This window comes from Bradyrhizobium sp. BRP20, from assembly GCF_020194215.1.
Classification (GTDB): Bacteria; Pseudomonadota; Alphaproteobacteria; order Rhizobiales; family Xanthobacteraceae; genus Bradyrhizobium; species Bradyrhizobium yuanmingense.
Map to the genome: position 1 here is coordinate 1 of NZ_JADYVY010000013.1, position 22,952 is coordinate 22,952.

Consider the following 22,952-nt stretch of genomic DNA (forward strand, 5'->3'; position numbering starts at 1 on the left):
GCGCGGCGGCGATCGAGGCGCAGGCGACTGCACTGGACTCGTTCTATGTCGATGGCATCCGCCACAACATCCCGTTCCTGTCGGCCTTGATGCATCATCCGCGTTGGCGCGAGGGACGGCTCTCGACCGGCTTCATCGCCGAGGAATTCCCCAAGGGTTTTGCGGTGCGTGTGCCCGAGGGTGAGGTCGCGCGTCGCATCGCCGCGGTCGGCGCCGCGATCGATCACGTGCTCGGAGCGCGCAAACGGCAGATCTCCGGCCAGATGGGCGGCCGCGTCGTGCAGCGCGAGCGGCGTCGCGCGGTTTGGCTCGACCGCCAGGAGATACTGCTCGAGGTCGCGCGCGAAGGCGAAGCGATCACGATCCGCTTCATCGACGCCGACGGCAAGGCCGGCAACACGCATCTGTTGCAGTCGCCGTGGAAGCCGGGCGATCCGGTCTGGCAGGGCACCATCGACGGTCAGTTCGTCGCCGTGCAGACCCGCCCGATCGCCAACGGCATCCGCCTCGCGCATCAGGGCGTCGAGGTGCCGGTCTATGTCTGGACCGAGGCCGAGGCGGCCTCCGCGCGGCTGATGCCGGTGACCACGGCCTCCGACAGCGGCAAGAAGCTGCTCTGCCCGATGCCGGGCCTCGTCATCTCGATCGCGGTGAGCGAGGGGCAGGAGGTCAAGGCCGGCGAGACCCTGGCGGTGGTCGAAGCCATGAAGATGCAGAACGTGCTGCGCGCCGAACAGGACGGAACCGTGAAGAAGATCCACGCCAGCGCCGGCGCGACACTCGCGGTGGACGCGCTGATCCTGGAGTTTGCGTAAGATAAAAGATGTGAGTGGGGGTCTTGCCGGGCCCCAAGCTCACCGTCATTGCGAGCGCAGCGAAGCAATCCAGACTGCCTCTGCGGAAAGACACTGGATTGCTTCGCTGCGCTCGCAATGACGGAGTACGTTGCGGCTGCGTCGCAATAATTGGGAGGGCAACCATGGCCTTTCGTTCCCGCCGCGAGAAACTGCGATCGATCCTGTCGGGCGGGACGTGCGTCCATCCCGGCTCGGTCTATGACGCGATCTCGATCCGGATTGCCGAGGATCTCGGCTTTCCGCTTGGCATGTTCGGCGGATCGGTGGCTTCGCTCGCCGTGCTCGGCGATCCCGATGTCACGCTGATCACGCTCACCGAGCTTGCCGAGCAGATGCGGCGGATGTCGCGGGCCTCGGCGCTGCCGGTGCTCGTCGACGCCGATCACGGCTATGGCAATGCGCTGAACGTGCGCCGCACGGTGCAGGAGCTGGAGACGTCGGGCGCGGCCGGCCTCACCATCGAGGACACACTGTTGCCGGCCGCATTCGGTGCGACGAAGGCACAGCTGATCTCGCTGGAGGAGGGCGTCGGCAAGATGGAGGCGGCGCTTGGCGGCCGCAGCGATCCCTCGGTGGTCATCATGGGCCGCACAGGCGCAGCCGCGATCACCTCGATCGAGGATGCGGTGCGCCGCGCCCAGGCTTATGAGGCCGCCGGCGTCGATGCGCTGTTTTTCACCGGCATCAAGTCGCGCGCCGAGCTCGAGGCCATCGTCTCCGCCACGCGGCTGCCGATCGTGCTCGGCGGCGCGTCCGAGGAATTGAGTGGGCTCGATTATCTCCAGGGCCAGCGCGTGCGCATCGCGCTGCAGGGCCATGCGCCGATCGCCGCCGCGACGCAAGCCGTCTACGAGACACAGAAGGCGTTGCGCGAGGGCATGGCGCCAAAAAGCCTCAAGGGCCTGGCATCGTCGGAGCTGATGGCGCGCGTTACGCGCGAGGCCGCGGTCAAGGCGCGCAGCTCCGATTTGCTCGGATGGAAGAAGACATGAGTCGGGCGATTCTCCAGGTCATGATCCGCGGCCGCGTGCAGGGCGTCGGTTATCGAGCCTGGGTGGAGTCTCAGGCCATCGCGTATGCCCTCGAAGGCTGGGTCCGCAACCGCCGTGACGGCAGCGTGGAAGCGCTGTTCGCCGGCGCGCCGACGCACGTTGCCGACATGGTCGCGCTGTGCCGCCACGGCCCGCCGTCCTCGCGCGTCGACAGTGTCACCAGTGAGACGGCAAGCGTGGATGAACTGAGTTTGCGCAGGGCAGGGGAAGCGTTTTCGGTGCTGCCGACGGTGTGATAGTTCACAAGAGATCGTCATGCCCGGGCTTGTCCCGGGCATCCACGTTCTTGGTGCCCGTGTCCAGGCGTGGATGGCCGGGACAAGCCCGGCCATGACGGCGAGTTGGCCTTGGTAAGCGGTGAACATTCACCTCGGCAATTTCGCGATCGCCTCGCTCAGCTCGTGGATCTCATAAGGCTTGCGCAGAATCGGGAAATCGCCGCGGACGCCGGCGGCGACCTCGCTGTAGCCGGTGGCGAGCAGGATCGGCAGGCCGGGACGGATCTGACGGAGGTGATGGGCGAGGCTGAGGCCGTCCATCTTGCCGGGCATGACAATGTCCGAGAACACGAAGTCGACGCCATCGCTCTCGATCTCACGCAATGCCGCTTCTGCATCGGCGACACGGCGCACCCGGTAGCCGAGCTGCTCCAGAAGACCGATGCTGACCAGCGCGACATCGGGATTGTCCTCGACCAGCAGCACCGTGCCGCTGCCGCGGAACGCCGCTTCCGGTACCTCCCGCGACGGCATAGCGTTGCCGCGCGGCAGGACGATGGTGAATGTCGTGCCCTGGCCGAGCTCGCTCGCGACCTTCACCGTGCCGCCGGCCTGGTGGGCGAAGCCGTGGACCTGCGAAAGGCCGAGGCCCGTGCCTTTTCCGATCGGCTTGGTCGTGAAGAACGGCTCGAAGATCTTGTCGAGAACGTCGGAAGGAATTCCGAGCCCGGTATCGCGGACGTCGATTGCGACGAAATCGCCGACGAGGGGCGCCTCGTTCAGCGCGAGATTGCGCGCACCTATCGTCACCGTGCCGCCGTCCGGCATCGCGTCGCGGGCATTGATGACGAGATTGAGCAGCGCGGTCTCGAGCTCGGAGACGTCGGCCTTGATCGGCCAGGTGTCGGAGTGGATGTCGAAAGCGAGACGCACGGAGCTGCCGACGCCCGCGTCGAGCACCTCGCGGATCGCCGCGACGCGGTCGGCAAAATCGATCGCCTGCGGGTTGACGCTTTGCCGACGCGCGAAGGTGAGAAGCTGGTTGGTCAGCGCTGCGCCGCGCTTGGTCGCGGTGTCGATCGCCGAGATGGCGCGCTCGAGCTTGGGATCGTCTGCGGCGCCTTTCTTCAGGATGTGCAGGCTGCCGCTGATGATCATCAGAAGATTGTTGAAGTCGTGGGCGACCCCTCCGGTGAGCTGCCCCAGCGCATCGAATTTCTGCGACTCGGCCAACTGCTTCTGCATCGCCTCGAGCTTGAGCTGGGCATTGCGGCGCTCTGTGATGTCGCGTGTGATCTTGGCGAAGCCGATCAGCCTGCCGTCCTCGTAGATCGGGTCGATCACGACGCTCGCCCAGAAGAACGTGCCGTCCTTGCGGACGCGCCAGCCTTCCTCCTCGTATCGGCCTTTTTCCCGCGCGATGCCGAGCGCCCGCGCCGGCTTGCCATTGGCGCGGTCGGTCTCGGTGTAGAAACGGGAAAAATGCTGGCCGAGGATCTCCTCGGGGGAGTAACCCTTGATGCGTTCGCCGCCGATGTTCCAGCTGGTGATGATCCCGTTGGGGTCGAGCATGTAGAGGGCGTAGTCGGCAACCCCCTCAACCAACAGCCGGAAACTGCGCTCGCTCTCGAACAGGTCTCTCTGTTGACTGAACTTTTCGACCATTCCCGGACCCCGCCTCGACGGGAACAAACGCGGCATCCGCGAGATGGTTCCCGCCCTCTGGGACATTTCTAGGCAGCGAAAGCGCGCCGTATGCAAGCCTTCCCCTTGACACGAAACCGGTTTTGTCTGACATTTCTGTCATGACAGAAATAACCGGAAAAAAGAAACTGCCCGCGGCCGTCGAGCGCTTCATCCTGCACTGGGGCGACATGGGCGACGAGTGGGGGGTGAACCGTTCGGTAAGCCAGATTCATGGGCTGCTTTATCTCGCCGAGGCGCCGATGACGGCCGAGGACATCGCCGAGACGCTCGGCTTGGCACGGTCCAACGTCTCCAACTCGCTGAAGGAGCTGCTCGCCTGGAACCTGATCCGGCGGGTGCCGATCCTGGGCGACCGCCGCGACCATTACGAGGCCGAGACCGACATCTGGGAGATCGCCGCGAGGATCGCGGCGCGGCGCAAGGAGCGGGAGATCGACCCGGCGATCGCGGCGCTTCGCGCCTGCGTATCCGATGCCACGGACGATCCCGGCATCAGTCCCGTTGCAGCCAAGCGCCTCAAGGAGATGCTCGCGTTCTCCGAGCTCGCCGACCACTGGTTCATGCAGATGCTGAAGGTGCCGCGGCCGCGGCTGGTCGCCTTGATGCGACTTGGCGAGAAGATCGCCAACCTGCTGCCGATCGGCAAGGTCAAATAGCATCGAGGAGGTTGCGATGACGTCGGCAAGACTATCGGGCTCCAACGCATCGACCTCCGCTCACGTAAGACTGCTCGACGACCGACGTTTCCGCACGCTGCTGTCGGACGAGGATTGGGGCCGCTTGCCGCTCGCCACCTGGCGCCGCTTCTCGAAACGCGTCGCCGACGGCGACAGTATCGTCTATGTCGGCGTGGTCGACGAGCTCGCCTTCAGCGATTTCGGCTGGTGGTTCGCGCAGGCCGCGCGCCTGATCGGCGGACCGTTGCCGGCCGGCCGCGATATCGGTGTGCCCATGATCGTCACGGTCACCGAGGACGGCGCGACCGGCGGCCAGACCTGGACGCGCATCTGCGCGCGCAAGCGCGGCTTTCCGCAGGTGATCCATTCCGCCAAGCGCTTCGCCGGTCCGACCGGGCTTGAGGAATATGTCGGCTTCGGCGTGTCGATGGCGCTGCGCATTGCGGTCGAGGATCAGGTACTGATCTTTCGCAGCGCCGGCTACGGCCTCCAGCTTAGACGGCTGTGGATTCCGCTGCCGGGCTGGCTGACGCCGGGCGAGCTGATCGTGACACATCGAGATCTCGGCGAGGGCGCCTTCCGCTTCACGCTCGATGTCACTCACCCGCGTCGCGGTGCGCTGATCCATCAGTCCGTCCTGTTCAGGGAGGCCGTATCATGACTCCGCTGTTGTGGACACTCATCGCAATCCAGATCGTGATGGGCGTGTTCGACACCTTCTATCATCACGAATTCACCGAGCGCCTGGCCTGGCGGCCGTCGCAGCGCTTCGAGCTGAAGCTGCACGGCATCCGCAACATGCTTTATGCGCTGCTGTTCCTGGTGCTCGGCTGGCTCGAGGTTCACGGCGTGCTGGCGCTGTTGATCGTCGCGGTGCTGGTTGCCGAGATCGTCATCACCTTGATGGATTTCATCGAGGAGGACCTCAGCCGCAAGCTGCCGCCGAGCGAGCGCATCAATCACACGCTGCTTGCGATCAATTACGGCGCCATTCTGGTGCTGTTGATGCCCGTGCTAATCGCCTGGGCGATGCAGCCCGCCGGCGTGATCGTCGTCTATGAGGGCCTGCTCAGCATCGCCGCGACCGCCTGCGCATTTGGCGCGGCACTGTGCGGCCTCAGGGATTTCGCGGCGGTGCGGCGGCTCGCTCGGATGAAGGGTGTTCCCGCAGCCGGGCTTGTCGAAAAAGTTGGTGGCCGCAAGACCGTGCTAATCACCGGCGCCACTGGATTCATCGGCAGCCGGCTTGCGGCAAGCCTCAGCGGGGCAGGACATCACGTCATTGCGCTGATCCGCAATCCGGCGAAGGCCGAGATGCTGCCGCCGCCGGTGACGCTGATCACCAGCCTCGACCAGCTCGCCGCGGACACGCCAATCGACGCCATCGTCAATCTCGCGGGTGAGCCGATCGGCAACGGCCTCTGGACCGCAGCGAAGCGTGCGAAGATCATCGGTTCGCGCATCGACATGACCACAGAGGTCGTCAAGCTGATCGCGCGGCTCGCGCGCAAGCCAGAGGTGCTGATCAGCGGCTCGGCGATCGGCTGGTACGGCCTTTGGGCCGACCAGGTGCTGACGGAATCGGCAAAGTCGCATGCCTGCTTCAGCCACGAGCTGTGCGCGGCCTGGGAGACAGCGCGCGGCCGGCGGAGGAGCTCGGCGTGCGCGTGGTGTATTTGCGCATCGGCCTCGTGCTCGGCACGGAAGGCGGCTTCGTCACGCGCATGCTGACGCCATTCGAGTTCGGCCTCGGCGGCCCGCTCGGCACCGGGCGGCAGTGGAGGTCCTGGATCGAACGCGACGATCTGATCCGGCTGATCGCCTATCTGATCGCGACGCCGGATCTGTCGGGTCCCGTCAACGCCACGGCGCCGATCCCCGTCACCAACGCGAAATTCACCAAAGAACTCGGCCGCCGCCTGCACCGGCCGGTCGTGTTCCGCATTCCCGGCGGCCTGTCGCGCCGGATCGGCGGCGGCTTTGCCGACGAGCTTCTGCTCGGCGGCCAGCGCGTGCTGCCGAACAAGGCGTTGAGCCGCGGCTTCGTGTTCCGCCACGAGACGCTGCGCAGCGCGTTCGAGGCGATCCTGTGAGGTGATGATATGTCTTGCGCGACTTGCGCACGAACAAGGCGAGGTTGGCTTGACGCCCTAAGCCGCCACGCTCCGGAATGTCGCCGCCACCGCACGCAGCGCGGCAAGTTTCGCGGGATCGCTGACCTTCGAATGCAGCATCACCTTCGAGCTGCCGAGCTTCGGCAGCTTGTGCGCAGGACCGATGTCCATCAGCCCGGGCGGCGCGATCCGCCGCGCCAGCGGCGCGATCGCAAGCCCCGCTAGCGCGGCCGCGACCACCGCGGTGACGCCGCCACCGACGAAGCGCTCGCGCCAGGAGATGCCGGCCTTGTCGAGCGCGCGCACCGCCACGGCGCGGACGCCACAGGGTGGGGCGAGGGTCGCAAGCGGCAATGGTTCGCCTTTCGGCAACGTGAATCGGCGTGCGGCGAACCAGCCAAACTCGTCCTCAGCCAGCTTCTCGCCGCCGCGGCGGCTGCCTTCCTGGCGCACGATCACCGCATCGAACTCGCCCGAGTCATAAGCATCCTGCATCTCGCGCGAGAATCCGATGGTGACGGCAAGGGTGAGGCTGGACGACATCGCGTGCAGGCGTTCCAGCAGCGGCACCAATTCGGGGCCTGCGGCGTGATCGGAGATGCCGAGCGAGAGCGACTGCGTGGCCGGTGCGTCACCCGACAATGCGAGATCGTGCGCCGTCATCAGCGCGCGGGCGCGACCGAGGAACGCGGCGCCATCGGCAGTGAGGCGGACTGCGCGCGGCGAGCGCTCGACGAGGCGCTTGTCCAGCAAGGCCTCCAGCCGCTGCAGCTTGAGACTGACCGCGGCCTGCGTCGTGCCGAGCGCTTCGGCGGCGCGGGTGAAGCTCTGGAGGTCGGCGACCAGAAGGAAGGCCTGGACGGTGGCGATGTCGAGTGTGGCGTTCATTACAAATAATTATCACTGGTATCAGTATAGATAAGATACCAAAATGACGGCGGCAGGTCTAGTTTCTCCCCAACGCGGCGCAAGTTGCGCAGCTTATCGAGGAGAACGACCATGCCCCTGATCACCGTGTCCTACACCACGTCCCGCCAGTCGCCGTCGCTGAAGGCCGACATCGCGAGCGCGGTATCCGAGCTCACCGCAAAGATCCTGCGCAAGGACCCCAAGGTTACCGCCATCATCGTGAAGTCCGTGGATGCGGGCGACTGGTTCGCCGGCGGCAAGTCGCTCGCCGAGCAGAAGCTCGCCAGCTACTGGATCGACATCCACGTCACCGAGGGCACCAACACCAAGGACGAGAAGGCGGCCTATCTCGCTGCCATGTTCAAGCGCATGGCCGAGATCCTGGGCCCGCTGCATCCCGAGACTTACCTGCATGTCGACGAGGTCAAGGGCGACGCCTACGGCTTTGGCGGCCTGTCTCAGGAGCGGCGCTACATCGCCGGCAAGCTCGAGGTGTCGCTGCAGGCGGCGTGATGCGGGAGGCCGCGGGTGAGCGATCTCACCCGCGGCCCGAGGCCATCAGCTTGCGGCGCGGAACTGCACATCGGCGTTGTTGATGAAGCACGTCTTGTCGAACAGTTTCAGGTCCAGCGGGTTCGGCAAGCGGACATCGCCGAGATCGGGGCAGGGCTTGGCTGCGGGATCATAGGATCGATCGATCTGCGAGATGAAGACGACGATCAGTCCCGTGTCGCGCGCGAACGACTTCAGCGCGCGCACCTGCACGGCGAGGTCGGGATTTTCCCGCCTCTGATCGAGCAGTTGCAGGTAGTCGATCACGACGAAGGTGCCGCGCGGCGCCGCCACCATCTGCTTGACGACGTAATCGGCGCTGATTCCGTCGGAGCAATCCACCTCGAACAGCTTGTCGAACTGCGCCGGCTCCACGCCGATCGGCCGGAGGCGGTCCAACACATCCTTCTCGGTATATTCGAGCGAGAAGAACGCGGCGCGATGGCCGAACTTCATGGCTTCGATGGCAAGTTCGAGGCCCATCAACGTCTTGCCCTGGCCGGGACGGGCCCCGACCAGCACCAAATCGCCCGGCCGGAATTGCGGGAACAGTTTGCTCGCCGGCGTCAGTGCGGCTGCTTTCGCCGCGAGCATGCTCCAGGCGGAAAAGCCCTCCGTCGCAGCGATGCGGTCAAGCGCGTCGTGGAGCGGAATGCCGGCCTCGCGGGACAGGCGCCTGGCCTTGCGCTTCAGATGGTAGATGGGCGCAGACAGTTTCATCGTCAAAACCTCCCATTGCGAGCATGGATCGCAACCCCTCCTTATGCCTGGCGCTCGAACAGTCGGCCGATGATCAACTCGCCCGGCATGAGGTCTGCTTTCCCGGCGGAGGGGGGAGGCGTGGGCGGCACCGAAATGAAGCGTAGCTGATTCCGCGGCGGGCGGAGAGCGGCGCGGTCGGCTCAAACAAAAAAAGTATTAGACTGCCGCTTCCGGCAGCAGCGCGCGGGTCGGTCCGAACAGCTCTTCGAACGCCTGCCTGAGCGCGATGTCGACGTCGGCCATGGTCACGAGCTGGCCGAGATCGACCAGCGAGGTGACGCCGTAACGGGGGTCGACGACGCCGCAGGGCACGATGCCGGCGAAATGCGACAGCTCCGGCTCGACATTGATGGCGATGCCGTGAAACGAGACCCAGCGCTTCAGACGGACGCCGATCGCCGCGATCTTGTCTTCATGCTCAGGTCCCTTGTCGGGTCGTCTGACCCAGACGCCGACCCGGTCCTCGCGCCGCTCGCCGCGGACGTTGAAGGCGGCGAGCGTTTTCAGGATCAGCTCCTCCAGGCTCGCGACATAGGCCCGCACGTCCGGCCGGCGGCGCTTGAGGTCGAGCATGATGTAGGCCACGCGCTGGCCGGGCCCGTGATAGGTGAGCTGCCCGCCGCGCCCCGCAGCATAGGTGGGGAATCGGGCATCGAGCAGGTCGCTTTCCTTGCCCGAGGTGCCGGAGGTGTAGAGCGGGGGATGTTCCAGCAGCCAGACCAGTTCAGGGGCCTCGCCCGCGGCGATCGCCACGACACGCGCCTCCATGGCGGCCACGGCCTCCGGATAGGGCACCGGGGCATCCGAAATCCGCCATTCGACAACTTCGCCGCCCGCGGCGGAAAACGACGTCAAATCGAGGTCTTGGCGGTGGCTTTCAGGGGAATTAACCATTGGCTAACCATAACGTGGTGATGATCGCAGGTGCAAATGCCAAGTCCTTTGGCCCAAGTCCCAAGTTGCAGCGGTCCTGACAGTGCCCACTCTCGACAAAGTCACCGTGGATCTCATGGTCGTCCTCGGAACGACCACCATGCCGATCCATCAGGTATTACGTCTTTCCCGCGGCGCCATCATCGAGCTGGACGCAACCGAGGCCGACGAGGTCAAGGTGCTCGCCAACAATCTGCCGGTCGCCTCCGGGGTCGTGCTGGTCGACCGCAACAGAATCGCGGTCGAGGTCAAGCAGATGCTGCCGCGCTCGCCGGGGACGCGGTAGCGGTCCCGGTCACACGGGACCGGGCAAGCGGTAGCGGCCTGGGTATCCGATAAGGCCGATCTCCCGGGGAAGGGCGGCGTTTTTCCTGCCAAGCTTGTGGAATTCAGGGCTTTTGCAGGCTTGTATCCCCCTGATGGATTTGTTAGATCGGCGCCGCTGATCCGGCCGCCCGAACGACCTCAGGCCGGCATCTCCTAGCGCTCGTGGCGGAACTGGTAGACGCGCTGCCTTGAGGTGGCAGTGGGTAACACCGTGGGGGTTCGAGTCCCTCCGAGCGCACCAAATTTGCAGATCGCTGGCGGGTTGCCCACCGTGGCGGTGAATACGAGTGTACCAGAGCCGTCGAAAGTGAACGCAAGCTCACTGTGTGGCTTGCTCGTTGCCTTCAAAATTTCACCCCCATCCTAAGTAATGATGAGTTTCGGCGGACAGCTGGCCGCAATGACCTCACGCCCGTCGGGCACGTTGCGGACGATTGGTGGCCGGGCAATCCGGGAAAATGCCTGGCATGCTCGGCAAGTTGCCGACGCTGCTGTTGAGCTCGCCAAACAAGCGGCGGATCGCGCCCACGTTCTTCGTCCTCGAGTAGAGGTTGCACACGTTCAGGTCTCGGGAGGTGCCTGGCGAGGACGGTTGTCAGTTGCGGGTTGGGCATGCGCCAGCTCGCGGGTCGGTCAGACAAACCCAATTGGAACAGAATAGGAACGAAAGAGCCGATACCGTCGCTTGTTATCGACCGGGGCCACCAATGTTCTCCTCGCCCGTTGGGTATCGATGAAGCGGTCCTACACTAACGGAGATCCAGAAGAGCGCTTGCAATTCCATGCTGGCCTTCAACTCCAGGGAGCATAGTCGTCACAAATGCCCTGAACTGCGGATGCCTTGCATGCGATGTCTCATGCTCGGCGGCCTCGGGCGCGCGATGCCGACGTTGACCGTCGTCTTTGTCCCGAGCGCCGTGCTTCCGCCCTTCTTACTTTCTCGCGGAGCCGCCTCAATTGAGCCAGCAGGCTGACGAGCTCGATTCTTGTGTCACGCAGAACAGCCAGGCTGGAAATCCCACTACTCACTACAACACCCCCAAACAGGCCTTTGCCGAATTCGTGACGGAAGCTCGGATTTGTGGCGACGTGCCAACAACGTCTAAGCGATGGCCACCGGGGGCGTCGGTTCGTTTTACGACAATGCGCGAAAATATTCTAAATGGTTGCAATGCGTTGCAACAGCAACGCGCTATCGGAAGGGGAATATCAACACACTCTCCGAAGCGCGCGCGTCATTTGCATCAGCACGTTGGCGCTGTACGAGCTACCTCTACTGTTCTGACGATCGGCTCCTCGACCCAGGCCTCGCGGGCAAACCAGTTGTGATTGGCCCGACAGTCCGGACAAAGAGTATTGCCGAAAAACACGATGCTTCGCAGGAAAGTCTCACGATCGGATTTGATGCCGGTCGGAATCGCGCGGCCGGATTGCGGACACTTGACCATGATCATGCCCATACGAGCCTCCCTGAAACACGTATTTGTCGGGTAAAAGGGCCGGCCGGCTGGAGTGCGCTCTCGTCGGTGCGCGTGACTTGGGGGGCATCGCACCTGGGGTCGTTGTTCGAGCAAAAGGGCAGCTTGCTCGTGACGACGCTTCTCCAACCGACCGGATTCCTGCTTGGCGAATTCTTGGGATAGCTGCGGGCTTTCGCCGCAACTCTAAATAATGTCCGACCTCAACCGAACGCTTCTGGGAGGCGCCTAATAACCGTCATGTCGAAATACCCGCGACTTCGTGTCGAACGTTCCCCCTGCGACGAAACCATCAATTTCCTCTCGACGGACAGATCAGCCAACCGCATCACTGGTGTCACTCCCCTCGGTGCAGTCCGTTAACTATTCTCTTTTTTATTATTTGTGCAAATTAAAACTCGCCTTGTCGGTCTGATTTACGACTCTCGGCTGATTTATTTTTTTGCGCGGCGCGATGCATTGCCGAAAAACGTCAGTCCCTTTTTCTCCGTAGGCTTCTGCAGGCCATTATTATTCTCGAGTCGGTTCGGCACGTGGTTGCGCTTTGTCCGCGATATTGAATGCTCACCCGAAGTTCAAATATGAAACAAATTTTGATTATAAGCAAAATCTATAAATCTCGTTGGTTAATTGCTGCCGATCACGTAAGGTACACTCGTCCAGGTTTCTTCGGCTGGAGGAGACAATGTGGGAATTAATTCTTAACGAGTGCAACCTCACCTCGGAGACGCTGCAGCTGGCTCAGATGCGCGCAGAATTGGTCAGCATTGGCGAGAAGGAGCGCATTCTAAGAGAACGGAGTGCCGATCGCGAAGCTTATCGGTACCTATTGGATGCTCATCGGTCGATCGCCAGGCCGAGCCTCATGGGAGAGCAGGGGTTGAACATTTCTCCTCAAGACGGGGGCAAGGACGGTCAGCTCGCGGCATGACCAGCCGGATTGACATGTCCAAACGAGCCGGACCGGTGGCGTGTGTTCGGGTGAACGAAATCGCAGGCGCCGCAGGCCAGGCTAGATTGAGTCTCGCAGGGGGCGGCGGGTCCGCTTGTCCGGTGCCGCGACAACATCGCATCCCGGAGGCTGTCGCCGCCTCGCCGGTACAGGCGAGGCAGAATGGTTCACATTGGTGGAAGCCGTGCTGGAAAGATCGTCGGCAGAGATAGTATTGAGACCGGCTCCGCATGCAGTATTCGCGCTGTTGGATGGTCGACCAATGATCTTCAGCGAAGCGGGGCAGAAGATTTTTGAACTCGACCGAGTAGGGGCATTCATCTGGTGCAAGTTAGGGGAAGGCTCCTCGCTTGGAGACATTTATCGGGGGCTTGCGGCGCAAGGCATTGACGAGCACACGGCACGCCAGTTCACGCGACAGGTCGTAGATGTCTGGATCGATCGTGCGTTGCTCGAAGTCGATTGGCGAATGCCGACCGATTGCGCCTTCTCAGCTCATCTGGGTCGCCACAGAATAGACATCCGGGCTGCAAATCCGGACCTCTTGAGGCGGCTGCTGTCGCCATTCAGTGTGTCGGACCAGAGTGCCGGCGGCGACGGCGACATCGCGATCGAGGCAATGATGCTGGATGAGCAAGTGTTCTTGCGCGCAGGGGATTCCAGCATTTCCAGATGCGAAGTCGATGCACTAGCTCCTACGATCAAAGCTCACGTCACCGAGCGGCTTATTCGAAACATTCGTTGGGTGTTCTCCCTTCATGCCGCGTCTCTCGTGAACGACGGCATGGGCCTGTTGTTATGCGGCCATCCGGGAGCAGGAAAGTCTACCCTCACACTGCAGCTGGTGGACGCCGGATTTCGGTACGCTGGCGATGACGTCGCGCTGGTTGGCGGTGACGGAACGATCTGCGGAGTCCCGTTTGCGCTCACCCTCAAGGAAGGATCGTGGGACTTGCTCTCGCGACTACATGGCGACCGCTACGATGCGACGCATTGCCGCTCCGACGGCGTTCGGGTGCGGTACGTACCCATTCCTGATGCGCAGAACGAAAGCTTCTCCGCAGGCTGGATCATCTTCTTGAACCGGGTCGCGAGCGGTCCGACCGAACTAACCGAAATAGATCGTTTGGCTTCGATGAAGCGGCTCATCGAGCACGCATTCGCCGGCGATGGTAGACTGTCGCAGACTGGCTTTCTTGCTTTAAGGCGGATTGTCGCGGGTGCGCAATCGCTTCAACTCACCTACTGCGAGGCCGGAGAGGCTCGGCGCCTGCTTGTGGATCTGTGCAATGGCAAGGCATAGCAGCGCGGTCAGGAGCCTCTGCAATTGCTTGCGAGGCATGCCGCCCGTCGACGTAGAGTGGACGTCCGTCATCGGGCTCGCAAATCAGACCCTGACGACGCCGGCGCTCATCGACTTTGTCGACAAATTCGCGTCGGTGCTGCCGGAGGACGTCTGCGCCTATATTCGCCATATCCACCGCCGAAACGCGCTGCGCAATGACCGCCTCGTCGCTCAACTCGAAGAGGCCGTCGTTGCGCTGAACGGTCATGGCATTACGCCGGTCCTACTCAAGGGGGCTTCGACACTGGCGACCGCGCCCCAGACGCGAAGAGGCGTTCGGATAATGTCGGATCTGGATATCATGGTCATGCCGGACGACGCCAGAACGGCAGTCGCCGCGCTATCTGGCATTGGGTACGATATCCATAACCAGACCCCTCCCGAAAGCCCTAGATGGTATGCCGATCTGAATCGCCCCCAGGATGTCGGGTCCATCGACCTGCAGCAGGCAGCTCCAGGTCCTGCGTACCTCTACCAGAACTTCGGGCATGCGCTGAACCATTGTATTCCTGCGCCGCTCGGACGGGCACGCGTATATATCCCCACGCCAACCTTCCAAGCGCTGATGTTGATCATCCATGACCAGTTTCAAGACTATGGTTATTGGCTCGGCGACCTCGACCTGCGGCACCTTGTTGAATTGCGCGACCTAAGCCATTCAGCCGAGCCTGTCGATTGGGAGCAGCTTACCTCTCGTGTCTCGGGCGACTTGATGAAGAACGCGGTTGAAACCCAGCTGATCGCCGTTGCCGAGCTGCTTGGCGTCGATATTCCACACACGTTGCGCTCCCGACTGATTCCTCGCCTGCAGTTCATGCGTCAGTTGATGCAAGCACGCTTTCCGGCTACGCGCGTGCCTCTCCTGGCGATGAGCCTTCTTGACTTCAGAAACTACCGTAGAGAGGCAACTATCCTCTCGACAAAAACAGGGGCGAACCGACGGGGATTGTGGACTGTGCCAAGAGCTAGCACCTTACGACTTCTTTTGAACGCGACGACCGCAGCTCGTGCGGGCAAGGTCTAAGGCCAGCGAACGTCAGCGCTTTCGCGATTGAGGCGTCGGTTGGCCAAGCGGGTTTTCGATCCGCCGCCTGTTCGAGGTGGAATTCGCCGCTCGGGACGCACGGTGGAAGTTCCCAGCTCAATGCGGTGTGTCCGACTTTCGCGCATCTAGGAATGCTCTCGACCACCAGCATTCCGTTCGGACGATTCACCGTTCTCGGGGATCTTGAACTCCTCGAGCGTATGGCCCGATTGCAGGGCGGCAACGAGCCAGCGGGGCTGCTTACCACGTCCGGACCAAGTCTCTGTTGGCTGAAGCGGATTGAAGTATTTCGGCACGACCTTCGGGTATTTGCGACGGGGCGGCTGGCCCGTTCCCGCCTCAGTCGCCCCGCTTTCAGCTCCGCCGAGTTGATCCGGCTGGTTGAGCTGCGCAAGACGCTTTTCTAGCTCTCGCTTTTCGGCGGTGATCTTTTCGGCGAGAATCTTTGTCAGCTCCTCGTGAAGGAGCCAAAGTTCCTCAAAATCCATGGCTTCGAGATCTTGCCTTCGCATTAGCATCTCTCGACTGACCCGTCGTCATCCAGCCATTCTTCGTCCGAGTGACGAATGAATGTTTGACCAAATCAGTGCTCAAATTGACCATACAATAAATCTATTATATATTATTTAATAATTATTGCGACGATTATTTTATTAATTGATCTCGGTGGCAAAGAATCTTGCGAAGATGCGTAGAAGGCATGGTTTGATAGAGTATCCTCTTGAACGTCTTCAGGATTCAGTCGGCCGGTTTGCGGCTCCGTCGACGGTGTTGTCCGATATCCGGGCCCTGAGCTTCCAAATCGAGCTCAGACGGCGCGCGCTGAAGGATATTGGGATTATTAGCTGCCGTTTGCGTCTCTGGAGAGGCCGCAAGGCGGTAGGCCAGCCGAGGCTTAACAAAAGCAGTCCGGCGCGTCAGCATCTAATGCTGCGGCGTGGCAGGTCCCTGACGGGATCGGCTCATTGCCATCTCTGATGGGGCTTGAGCAGTTCCCGCGCGGTGATTAAGCAAATAGATGTGCGTATGTCCTGTCCGCGGTTGAATTGTGCGGATCGCTCATTTTCTCGGCTTGATTATTAACGTGGACCCAGTTATCTGGAGCGCCAGTTCCAGTTCGGTTCCAAACATTCTTCTGGGATAATCGGGGCTCTCTGTCTTGATTAATATATCGACAGAGGCAATATTGGGTTGGGCGCAACTACACGGTGAGATCATGGCGGCTAAGAAACTTGAGTTAGAAGCGATGTCCCTTGACGATCTCTGGTCGCTTCATGAGGAAATCAGCGGGATCCTGTCTGACCGGATCAAGGCGGAAAAGAACGAGCTGGAAAAGCGCTTAGCGGCACTTGGGGGCGGGATGGCTGTTTTGGCGGATTCGAGCCCGGCAGGCGTGTCTTCGACCGGCAAGCCGAGACGCAAATATCCTCGGGTGCTGCCGAAATATCGGAATCCGCAGACGGCCGAGACCTGGTCGGGACGTGGTAAGCGGCCGCGCTGGTTGGTTGCCGCAATGAAGTCTGGCCGGAGAATTGAAGAGTTTCGCATTGGCGAAGCAAGTCCGAAGCTTCGCCAGCGTGCGTGACTAATCGGCAATTGGCAGGAGTGTAAGGGCCAATAAGAGGCGCTACTCGCATGATCTGTGCTCTAGTAGGCATTGCGCCCTCGCAAGACCTCTACCGGAGTTCGCAGGAGGATTGCGAGATCCAACCCAAGACTCCAGTTGTCGATGTACCAGAGATCATATTGGACACGTGTTTCGACCATGACTGCTGTGGGAGTGGCGCCCCGGCAGCCATGGACTTGAGCCCAGCCAGTCAATCCTGGCCTGACCCGGTGCCGAAGCGCGTAGTTTCGCACAAGCTTGTCAAATTCACTGTCGTGAGCCACGGCGTGAGGACGCGGGCCCACGAGCGACATGCTGCCATCGAGAACGTTTAGCAGTTGCGGCAATTCATCGAAGCTCAAGCGGCGCAGCCATTTGCCGACGCGGGTAACGCGTCGATCGGCGCGGTTGGCCTGAAGGATTACGGGCCCGTCCTCGAGCACACGCATGGTCCGGAATTTACGGATCAAGAAGATTCGGCCGTTAAAGCCACAGCGTTGCTGCCGAAAGAATACAGGGCCCGGGGAATCTAGCTTGATCGCCACCGCGGTGAGCGCAAGCAGCGGGGCGAGCATCGCCAATGCGAGGCCCGCACCGATAACGTCAATCGTCCGCTTGATCGCGCACTCCAGCGGTGTGAGGGGGCCACGCTGGAGCTCTACACAAACGGCGCTTCCAAGACTCCGCTTGGGGTGCCGCAGCAATTCGGATGTCGTGCCAACAGGCACGAATATAATCGGGAAGGGCAAAACGCGCAGATCGGCAACAAAGGCTCGCAGTTCGGGCCATCGCTCCGGTTCAGCTTCCACCACCACCTGATCAAGATGGCAGGTGCGGATGTAGTCGATGACGCGCGTCGTGAGCCGCCTTCGGCAGGCAGGACCAAAGCCTAACGGAGGCAAGCTGAACCGTTTCTTGACGAGATACCCGTGCATCGACAAGGTCTCGGACAATCCCACATTCTTCGCCAATAGTTGATCGCTGATCAGAACAATGTTTGTAGTGGCGAACCTCCTGCCGCTCAGGGCCCTTCCGAGAAGCGCCTTGACTCCCCACCGTTCGCCCAAAAGTAAGCTCAGGCCCAAGACGGCGAAGAGCAGGCCTGGGTGCTGAGAGGTCTCCGGGCGAATTGCGAAGCCGTACACCGCCAAGATGAAAAGTACTGAAGACATCCAAGCTAAACAGACCGCGCGCATCTGGTTTCGGAGGACGAGGAGCTCAACCGGCTGATAAAGGCCGTAGGTCTTCAGCAGGCAAACGAGACAAGCTGCGCTAACCAGCGCCAAGCCAAGGGCGTTGGCCAAGTTGGCCGCGGCTTCCCCATACTGAGCTTGGTAAAGCAATGTAGAGACGAGACTGGCCAACAGAATAGTCGCAACATCAGCACCGAGCACCACGTGCTCGACCGCGTCATAACGGAGGGGCCATTTGGGCTCGCGGGATACCGTCGGTTCGGGACTGAGGCGATCCGTAACCTCCCGATTGGGGAAATATCGGTTCACGAAATTCATGTGCCGGGGGCTCTGCGATTTAATATTTAATTATTTATTAATTAATCGCGCTTATCAAGCAAAAACCCAGGTTCCGCGCATTTAATGGCGTGCGCCCCTTTGTCGCCGATCTGCGATCGTGGCTTGGGCTGAAGGCGCGGCTCTTGAGGTTATCGAGAACCCCTTTTGGAACTCTGCGCGTGCACCTGGTCGAGGAACGTCGGATCGAGTTCCGAAATCAGGCCTTCGAAATACATCTTACCATCAGCCGAGGCTGACCGGTACGCGGTCACAAGGGCTGGCTTGAGGGCAGGGCGATGCCTAACGACGAGGCTGACGTCCCGTTTGATCAATTCCCGCAGGTCGGGCTCCCGCACCATGACATCTGCGGCGAGTGCGACCGATACGCGCAACGGAAGCAGGTCCAAATCATTCGGCGCAGTATAGTATGACATTCTGAGCATCGCTGCCGTGTTGGGCTGGGGCGAACTGTGCTTCGACGTCGCCGCGAGCAAGAGCCAAATGTCGCCGCGGAGTGGCGAAGAGCGCAATGCACGGGCAAACTCGTCCGAAGTCATGGGAGGAGCTGTCCTTTGTTCGTCGGCAGCCAGAGCTGAATCCCGGTTGAATGTTGATCCCCCTCGGATCAATAAATCTTTGCGCGCTGCCGCAAGGGAAATCGTCTTCGACATCGCGCTCGGCCCTGCTGCTGCAGTCGGCAGAACTGCCGGCAAAGACGATCTTGCACCGAGATACCGCTCAGGAAGGGCCATCCACGCTGCCTCCACGATCAGCACAATACCAAGTACCATCAGGCTAACGCGGGGCCAAATGGCGACTAGCGTTGGGGTCAACGTTCGGCGAGGCGCAGGTGCTTGAACTGCAATTTGGTCAGACGTCGCTTTCGGCTCAGAAGATATGGCGTCACGTCCTGCGTCGGAGAGGCTTTGACCGAACGCCAGCCCAAAAAGCGCAGCGACCAGAAGCGATGCTCCTAAACTCAGAATTCCATGATCGGAGAACGCCAGTATCGTCACTGCAATCAATGCACCGGCGCCCAGCGCTGGGAAGACGTAATCGTAAGCACGCGACAGAGCACATCTGATCAGCACAGAAGCGCAGAGCAAGGCAGCAACCACGACCGCGCAGAGAAAAGCCCACCCCATGTCTATGACGATCGTGGCGGCGGCGGTTGGCCTTTCCGGCGTGTCGCCAACTCCAGCGTCCTGGTAAATCGGCAAAAGTACCGTCGAAGCACCCGCACCGGATCCTGCCGGCGCGACGTCCTGCAGCATCCGTTCTGTTGCGGCCTGACTGCTCGTTGACAGGACGATCGTCAGATCGGTGTTCGTTCTGAAGGGAATGACCGTAGCCGTGGCAATGAAGACAATTGTGGCAGTCGCAAGGACGCCAGCGGTACCCCACAATCCCGGGAACCACCTGCGAACCGCGAACACCGAGAGCAAGATTTCTGAGCCGAGGAGGGCCGAGACGAGTGCAGTCGAGTTGCCCCGAATGAGCAGCGCCGCCATACAGACAATCAATGCGATGGTCGCGACGGACAACGCAGGGAGAGGGCCTAGCGCAATTGTTCCTGGCCGACTGCGTCGGAGTATTTGATCGACCGCACGAATGGCCGTTGCGCAGGAGAGCAACATACCGAGCACCGCGACGGTTGAGCCATCGGGCCCAGCCACACCGGTTATTTCCCTGCCGAACCACAAGGCGGTAACGATTGCAGCTATCGACAGCAGAATATGTAGCAGTAGCGCTGCGCGATGTCGGTCAAGCGCGATGACTGCTGCAGTGAGAGCTGCAGCAAGCACGGCGCAATACTGCACGAGCGAGAACATGGTCGCCGTGGTGTCGACTGTGATTTTTTCGGCAAGGGGCTCGTTTAAGGTCGCCGATGCAGTAGCCCAAATGGGATTGCCGAGTTTGCCAATCGGCATCGGCACCGCTTGCAAAGCCATCCAGAGCGCCGGAGCCGCGAGTACAACGACGAGACTAGGGCGGAGCAGTTTAGCAAGCCCGACGGAGGAGGGAGGTAGAAAGATCGCGACCGTTAGCGCCGCTGTTGCGAGTATCACAGATATCAATACCCAGGCCTGCAGGCTTTCTGGCATTGCAAACGCCGCGGCAATCGCCACCAACTCGGCCAATATGACAAGCCGGACCATCATGTGAACACCCGTGGTGTTGTGCGGTCACTCCGCTGGTCCCTCAGGCCAGCTAAAGGGGCAGGCCGCTATGAGCCAGCCTCAAGAGCCAGAAAGACCATAACGGATGTAATGGCTATCATGGTAATAGTAGCTTCGATGACCGTCATATCGAGCCATCGCCTTGGTATCGGTCTTGCTGAGAACTGCCCCAATCAGAGATTCGTGAACGTTTGGTGCCGTGTGCAGTGCGTGTTGCACGACATCAATCTTGGTCCGGCCCCATTCAACAACGAGAATGTAGCAGTCAATCAGGGATGAAGTGGCTCGAACATCCACCAAGGGCGTCAGGGGCGGAAGGTCGACGATGATGTAGTCATACTCGGCCCGTAAACGGTCGAAGAGTTTGCTTATCGAGTCCGCGCAAAGAATTTCGCTGGTGTGGAGCAAAGGTCCGCGACGCACGGCGGGCAGAAATGCAAGATTGGTCGTCGGGTCCCTCCAGACAGCTTCGGCGAGCGACCGGCTACCGTTTGCAACTTCGATGATCCCGCAGGCCGCCTTGGGCGCGAAGATGCCGGTTAGTGAGGGATTCCTGAGGTCGCAATCGACGATGATAGCTCTTCTGCCGGTGTGCCCGATCAACTGTGCGAGCGAGGCTGCAATCGTGGTCTTGCCCTCATTCGGTAACGCAGAGGTAATGCCGACGACCTGGGAAGAGATTTTCGCCGGGTTGTGGTCGATCGCTAGCTTGATGGAACGAATGGCCTCCGTATATCGAGATAGTGGCATCCCCACCACGGTCTGATGAATTGCAGTTGGAGACGAGGCTATCCGTTGCTGAACATCATCATCGGTCTTCTGAAGGCGGATTGGTGGTTTGGAAGATTTGCGGGCCGGCAACAACGGGACCAAAGATAGACAAGGCAACTCCAGTACGGTTTCCACCTGTGAAGAGGTCCGAAAGACACGGTCCATGAGGTCTCTGAGGAGCGCCAAGCCGATGCCCAGCGCGAGACCGCCGAGAATGCCAAACGCCAGGATCAACCTTGCTTTCGGCTTGCTCTTGCTCGCCGGCGGCGAAGCCGGAAAAAGTACCCGCGTATCCGAGGTGGGAAACGTCTCCTGCTGTGTAGAGCCCATGTAGCGCTGAAGGAAGGTCTCGTACAAGCTATGCAGGCCCTTTGCCTTGCTTTCCAAGTCCTTGATGGTCAGCTCAGCAGAATTCACCGAACGGGATTGCGAAACGGCTTTGGATAATTGCTTTTCGATTTCGTCCTGGCGCTGTTTGGCCAGTTCGAATTCGCTTCGGCTGACCTCGGCAAGTCTCTTGACCTCGTCAAAAATGGAGGCCCGGAACTCTCGCGCGCGGTTCCGGATATTGACGACTGCCAAGTGGTCACGACCGACCCTCGCGGCCAACTCGGCCTCACGTCTTGTGAGCTCCAGATATTGCTGGCGCAGCCCGGTAATAATCTGGCTGTTCAGCGCATCCGTCCCGATAGCATCCAGATTGTCTATCGAGGATGGTTTTTTCGGGTCGACGGCAAGGAGAGTTTCATAGCGAGCCAACTTGGCGGTGGCTTCAGATGTCTGAGCCCGTGCGGCGGCCAATCGATTGTTGATCTCCGTGATCTGCTGCTCGTCGATGGGCTTTCCACCCAGAGAAACAATGTTGTGCTGAGCCTTGTAGACGTCGACAGCACGTTGCGCGGCGAGGGCTTGGTCGCCCAAATCACGTAGCCTCTCCTGCAGCCAACTGGTTGCCTTGCGATTAGCGTCAAATTTTGCATTGAGCTGGTCTGCAACATAAGTGTCGGCTATCGCATTTACGATCTCCGCGGCCCGAGCTGCGTTGCTCGAGCTGTAGCTGATCTCAATGACCCGGCTGTACCCGACACGTCCAGCGGAAAGCCGACTGAGAAATGCGTCTACGAGAGTGTCCGATGGTTCGCCATTCGTCTCGGGTGGCGCATCCTTCTTCGATCTAGTCGAGGGCCATGGCCAAATTCGTTGCCAGAGCGCCTGCAAAGAGAGGCCGGATGCACTAAAGTCCGGATCCTCGCCCAGTTTCAACTTGTCAATTACTGCAACCGCATTGGCCTTTGATCTCAGGAGCTGAAGCTGTGTCTCGATTTGACTGAGATCGAAGGCCGGCTCGGCGAGGAGTGATTGCTGCTGGACAAATTGAGGCCTGGGATTGGCCAACAGGATCTGAACCTGCGCCGTATAGGTTGGGGAAGCCAAACGGAGATAGAGCAAGCTGGCCGCAGTGGCGAGTACGGCGGTAACAAGGATTACGAGATACTGACGCCGTAGAAGCCCGATGCCGAAATTGATGACGTCGGTGATCCCTCCACCGTCCGCCTGGGCGGGTTGAGCCGGTCCGTTCACCGGCAGCCGCATTCTATCCGCATGTTGAAGATTGTTCTGAAGCATCACGTACCTGTCCGACGATTGGTCACATTGCGCCCGCCCGCCCGCAGGCGGCATTTAAAGCGATCTGCGAGATGGTATGAAATTATATACCTTATAAAAACCTGCTTGCCAAATTAAATAGACAATATATTAATCGAAGCGGAGATGAAAAATGCAGGTGTGGCGGTTTTGCTCAAAGGGCGTTTGCTAATGCCCTGCGATTTCCGTGACTTGCAGGCTGATCTAACGGCTTTCGCCGAAATCGTGGGACCGTTTCGTGGTTTTGTGAGCGTGAAAGATTAATCTCGACGGAGATTATGGTCCGCCTCATCGAATTGAGAGCGGACAGAA

Annotated in this window: 20 protein-coding genes, 1 tRNA gene and 2 pseudogenes; 13 read left to right on the forward strand and 10 right to left on the reverse strand. The window is 60.8% G+C overall.

Annotation, left to right across the window (positions count from 1 at the left end; translation table 11 throughout):
• The 3 genes from I6F33_RS26260 to I6F33_RS26270 all read left to right on the forward strand — a co-directional run.
• Positions 1–815: biotin/lipoyl-containing protein (locus I6F33_RS26260; RefSeq protein ID WP_225144569.1), on the forward strand; the 815-nt coding region annotated here is incomplete at its 5' end.
• A gap of 164 nt (positions 816–979) precedes the next feature.
• The gene (locus I6F33_RS26265; RefSeq protein ID WP_225144570.1) at positions 980–1,849 is read left to right on the forward strand and encodes an oxaloacetate decarboxylase; all 870 of its coding nucleotides are present in this window, start codon (positions 980–982) and stop codon (positions 1,847–1,849) included.
• Entirely contained in the window at positions 1,846–2,145 is a 300-nt protein-coding gene (locus tag I6F33_RS26270; protein ID WP_225144571.1) for an acylphosphatase, read from the forward strand. Before I6F33_RS26265 ends, I6F33_RS26270 begins: the two co-directional genes overlap by 4 nt.
• Before the next feature lie 129 nt (positions 2,146–2,274).
• Here the strand turns inward: I6F33_RS26270 and I6F33_RS26275 are convergent, their stop codons facing one another.
• On the reverse strand, positions 2,275–3,792 hold the full coding sequence (locus I6F33_RS26275) for a PAS domain-containing sensor histidine kinase (protein ID WP_225144572.1): 1,518 nt from the start codon (positions 3,790–3,792) through the stop codon (positions 2,275–2,277).
• Between the two features lie 140 nt (positions 3,793–3,932).
• Here I6F33_RS26275 and I6F33_RS26280 point away from each other — a divergent pair, with 140 nt between their 5' ends.
• The 3 genes and pseudogenes from I6F33_RS26280 to I6F33_RS26290 all read left to right on the forward strand — a co-directional run bounded on the left by I6F33_RS26280 (position 3,933) and on the right by I6F33_RS26290 (position 6,604).
• Complete coding sequence (locus I6F33_RS26280) at positions 3,933–4,490, forward strand: GbsR/MarR family transcriptional regulator (RefSeq protein ID WP_225144573.1); 558 nt, start codon at positions 3,933–3,935, stop codon at positions 4,488–4,490.
• 16 nt (positions 4,491–4,506) lie between these two features.
• Complete coding sequence (locus I6F33_RS26285) at positions 4,507–5,172, forward strand: DUF4166 domain-containing protein (RefSeq protein WP_225144574.1); 666 nt, start codon at positions 4,507–4,509, stop codon at positions 5,170–5,172.
• Positions 5,169–6,604: pseudogene (locus I6F33_RS26290) on the forward strand (TIGR01777 family oxidoreductase). Before I6F33_RS26285 ends, I6F33_RS26290 begins: the two are co-directional and overlap by 4 nt.
• Positions 6,605–6,661: 57 nt before the next feature.
• On the opposite strand, the gene I6F33_RS26295 reads toward I6F33_RS26290, so the two are convergent.
• On the reverse strand, positions 6,662–7,513 hold the full coding sequence (locus I6F33_RS26295) for a LysR substrate-binding domain-containing protein (RefSeq protein ID WP_225144575.1): 852 nt from the start codon (positions 7,511–7,513) through the stop codon (positions 6,662–6,664).
• A 111-nt stretch (positions 7,514–7,624) separates the two neighbouring features.
• On the opposite strand from I6F33_RS26295, the gene I6F33_RS26300 reads away from it, so the two are divergent.
• Complete coding sequence (locus tag I6F33_RS26300; protein ID WP_225144576.1) at positions 7,625–8,047, forward strand: 4-oxalocrotonate tautomerase family protein; 423 nt, start codon at positions 7,625–7,627, stop codon at positions 8,045–8,047.
• Positions 8,048–8,092: 45 nt separating this feature from the next.
• Here I6F33_RS26300 and I6F33_RS26305 read toward each other — a convergent pair whose 3' ends face one another.
• Both I6F33_RS26305 and lipB read right to left on the reverse strand, forming a co-directional pair.
• Complete coding sequence (locus tag I6F33_RS26305) at positions 8,093–8,806, reverse strand: DNA helicase (RefSeq protein ID WP_225144577.1); 714 nt, start codon at positions 8,804–8,806, stop codon at positions 8,093–8,095.
• Positions 8,807–9,004: 198 nt separating this feature from the next.
• A complete protein-coding gene (lipB, locus tag I6F33_RS26310) occupies positions 9,005–9,742 on the reverse strand; it encodes a lipoyl(octanoyl) transferase LipB (protein ID WP_225144578.1) in 738 nt (245 codons plus the stop codon).
• Positions 9,743–9,824: 82 nt separating this feature from the next.
• Between lipB and I6F33_RS26315 the strand changes: the two genes are divergently transcribed.
• Together I6F33_RS26315 and I6F33_RS26320 are read left to right on the forward strand one after the other, a co-directional pair.
• Positions 9,825–10,067: a FliM/FliN family flagellar motor switch protein gene (locus I6F33_RS26315; protein WP_018647371.1), complete on the forward strand. Its 243-nt coding sequence runs from the start codon at positions 9,825–9,827 to the stop codon at positions 10,065–10,067.
• A gap of 197 nt (positions 10,068–10,264) precedes the next feature.
• Positions 10,265–10,349: transfer RNA gene (locus tag I6F33_RS26320), tRNA-Leu, on the forward strand.
• Between the two features lie 182 nt (positions 10,350–10,531).
• Here the strand turns inward: I6F33_RS26320 and I6F33_RS26325 are convergent.
• Both I6F33_RS26325 and I6F33_RS26330 read right to left on the reverse strand, forming a co-directional pair.
• Positions 10,532–10,667 (reverse strand): annotated as a pseudogene (locus I6F33_RS26325) (SOS response-associated peptidase); the annotation flags it as partial.
• Between the two features lie 685 nt (positions 10,668–11,352).
• Positions 11,353–11,568, reverse strand: a complete 216-nt coding sequence (locus tag I6F33_RS26330) for a hypothetical protein (protein ID WP_074448160.1) — start codon at positions 11,566–11,568, stop codon at positions 11,353–11,355.
• Between the two features lie 703 nt (positions 11,569–12,271).
• Here I6F33_RS26330 and I6F33_RS26335 point away from each other — a divergent pair.
• From I6F33_RS26335 to I6F33_RS26345, 3 genes are all read left to right on the forward strand, one after another.
• Positions 12,272–12,517: a hypothetical protein gene (locus I6F33_RS26335; protein ID WP_225114290.1), complete on the forward strand. Its 246-nt coding sequence runs from the start codon at positions 12,272–12,274 to the stop codon at positions 12,515–12,517.
• A 283-nt stretch (positions 12,518–12,800) separates the two neighbouring features.
• A complete protein-coding gene (locus tag I6F33_RS26340; protein ID WP_225144579.1) occupies positions 12,801–13,841 on the forward strand; it encodes a serine/threonine protein kinase in 1,041 nt (346 codons plus the stop codon).
• A 37-nt stretch (positions 13,842–13,878) separates the two neighbouring features.
• The gene (locus I6F33_RS26345) at positions 13,879–14,907 is read left to right on the forward strand and encodes a nucleotidyltransferase family protein (protein WP_225144580.1); all 1,029 of its coding nucleotides are present in this window, start codon (positions 13,879–13,881) and stop codon (positions 14,905–14,907) included.
• A gap of 146 nt (positions 14,908–15,053) precedes the next feature.
• Here the strand turns inward: I6F33_RS26345 and I6F33_RS26350 are convergent, their stop codons facing one another.
• Complete coding sequence (locus tag I6F33_RS26350; protein ID WP_081493007.1) at positions 15,054–15,440, reverse strand: H-NS family nucleoid-associated regulatory protein; 387 nt, start codon at positions 15,438–15,440, stop codon at positions 15,054–15,056.
• 704 nt (positions 15,441–16,144) lie between these two features.
• Here I6F33_RS26350 and I6F33_RS26355 point away from each other — a divergent pair.
• Positions 16,145–16,513 carry an H-NS family nucleoid-associated regulatory protein gene (locus I6F33_RS26355; protein ID WP_225144581.1) on the forward strand — a complete coding sequence of 123 codons (369 nt, stop codon included), beginning with the start codon at positions 16,145–16,147 and terminating at the stop codon, positions 16,511–16,513.
• 62 nt (positions 16,514–16,575) lie between these two features.
• On the opposite strand, the gene I6F33_RS26360 is transcribed toward I6F33_RS26355, so the two are convergent.
• The 3 genes from I6F33_RS26360 to I6F33_RS26370 form a co-directional block, all read right to left on the reverse strand.
• Positions 16,576–18,045: an exopolysaccharide biosynthesis polyprenyl glycosylphosphotransferase gene (locus tag I6F33_RS26360; RefSeq protein ID WP_225144582.1), complete on the reverse strand. Its 1,470-nt coding sequence runs from the start codon at positions 18,043–18,045 to the stop codon at positions 16,576–16,578.
• Between the two features lie 149 nt (positions 18,046–18,194).
• On the reverse strand, positions 18,195–20,207 hold the full coding sequence (locus I6F33_RS26365) for a hypothetical protein (protein ID WP_225144583.1): 2,013 nt from the start codon (positions 20,205–20,207) through the stop codon (positions 18,195–18,197).
• A gap of 78 nt (positions 20,208–20,285) precedes the next feature.
• Positions 20,286–22,622, reverse strand: a complete 2,337-nt coding sequence (locus I6F33_RS26370) for a Wzz/FepE/Etk N-terminal domain-containing protein (protein ID WP_225144652.1) — start codon at positions 22,620–22,622, stop codon at positions 20,286–20,288.
• Positions 22,623–22,952: the final 330 nt, after the last annotated feature.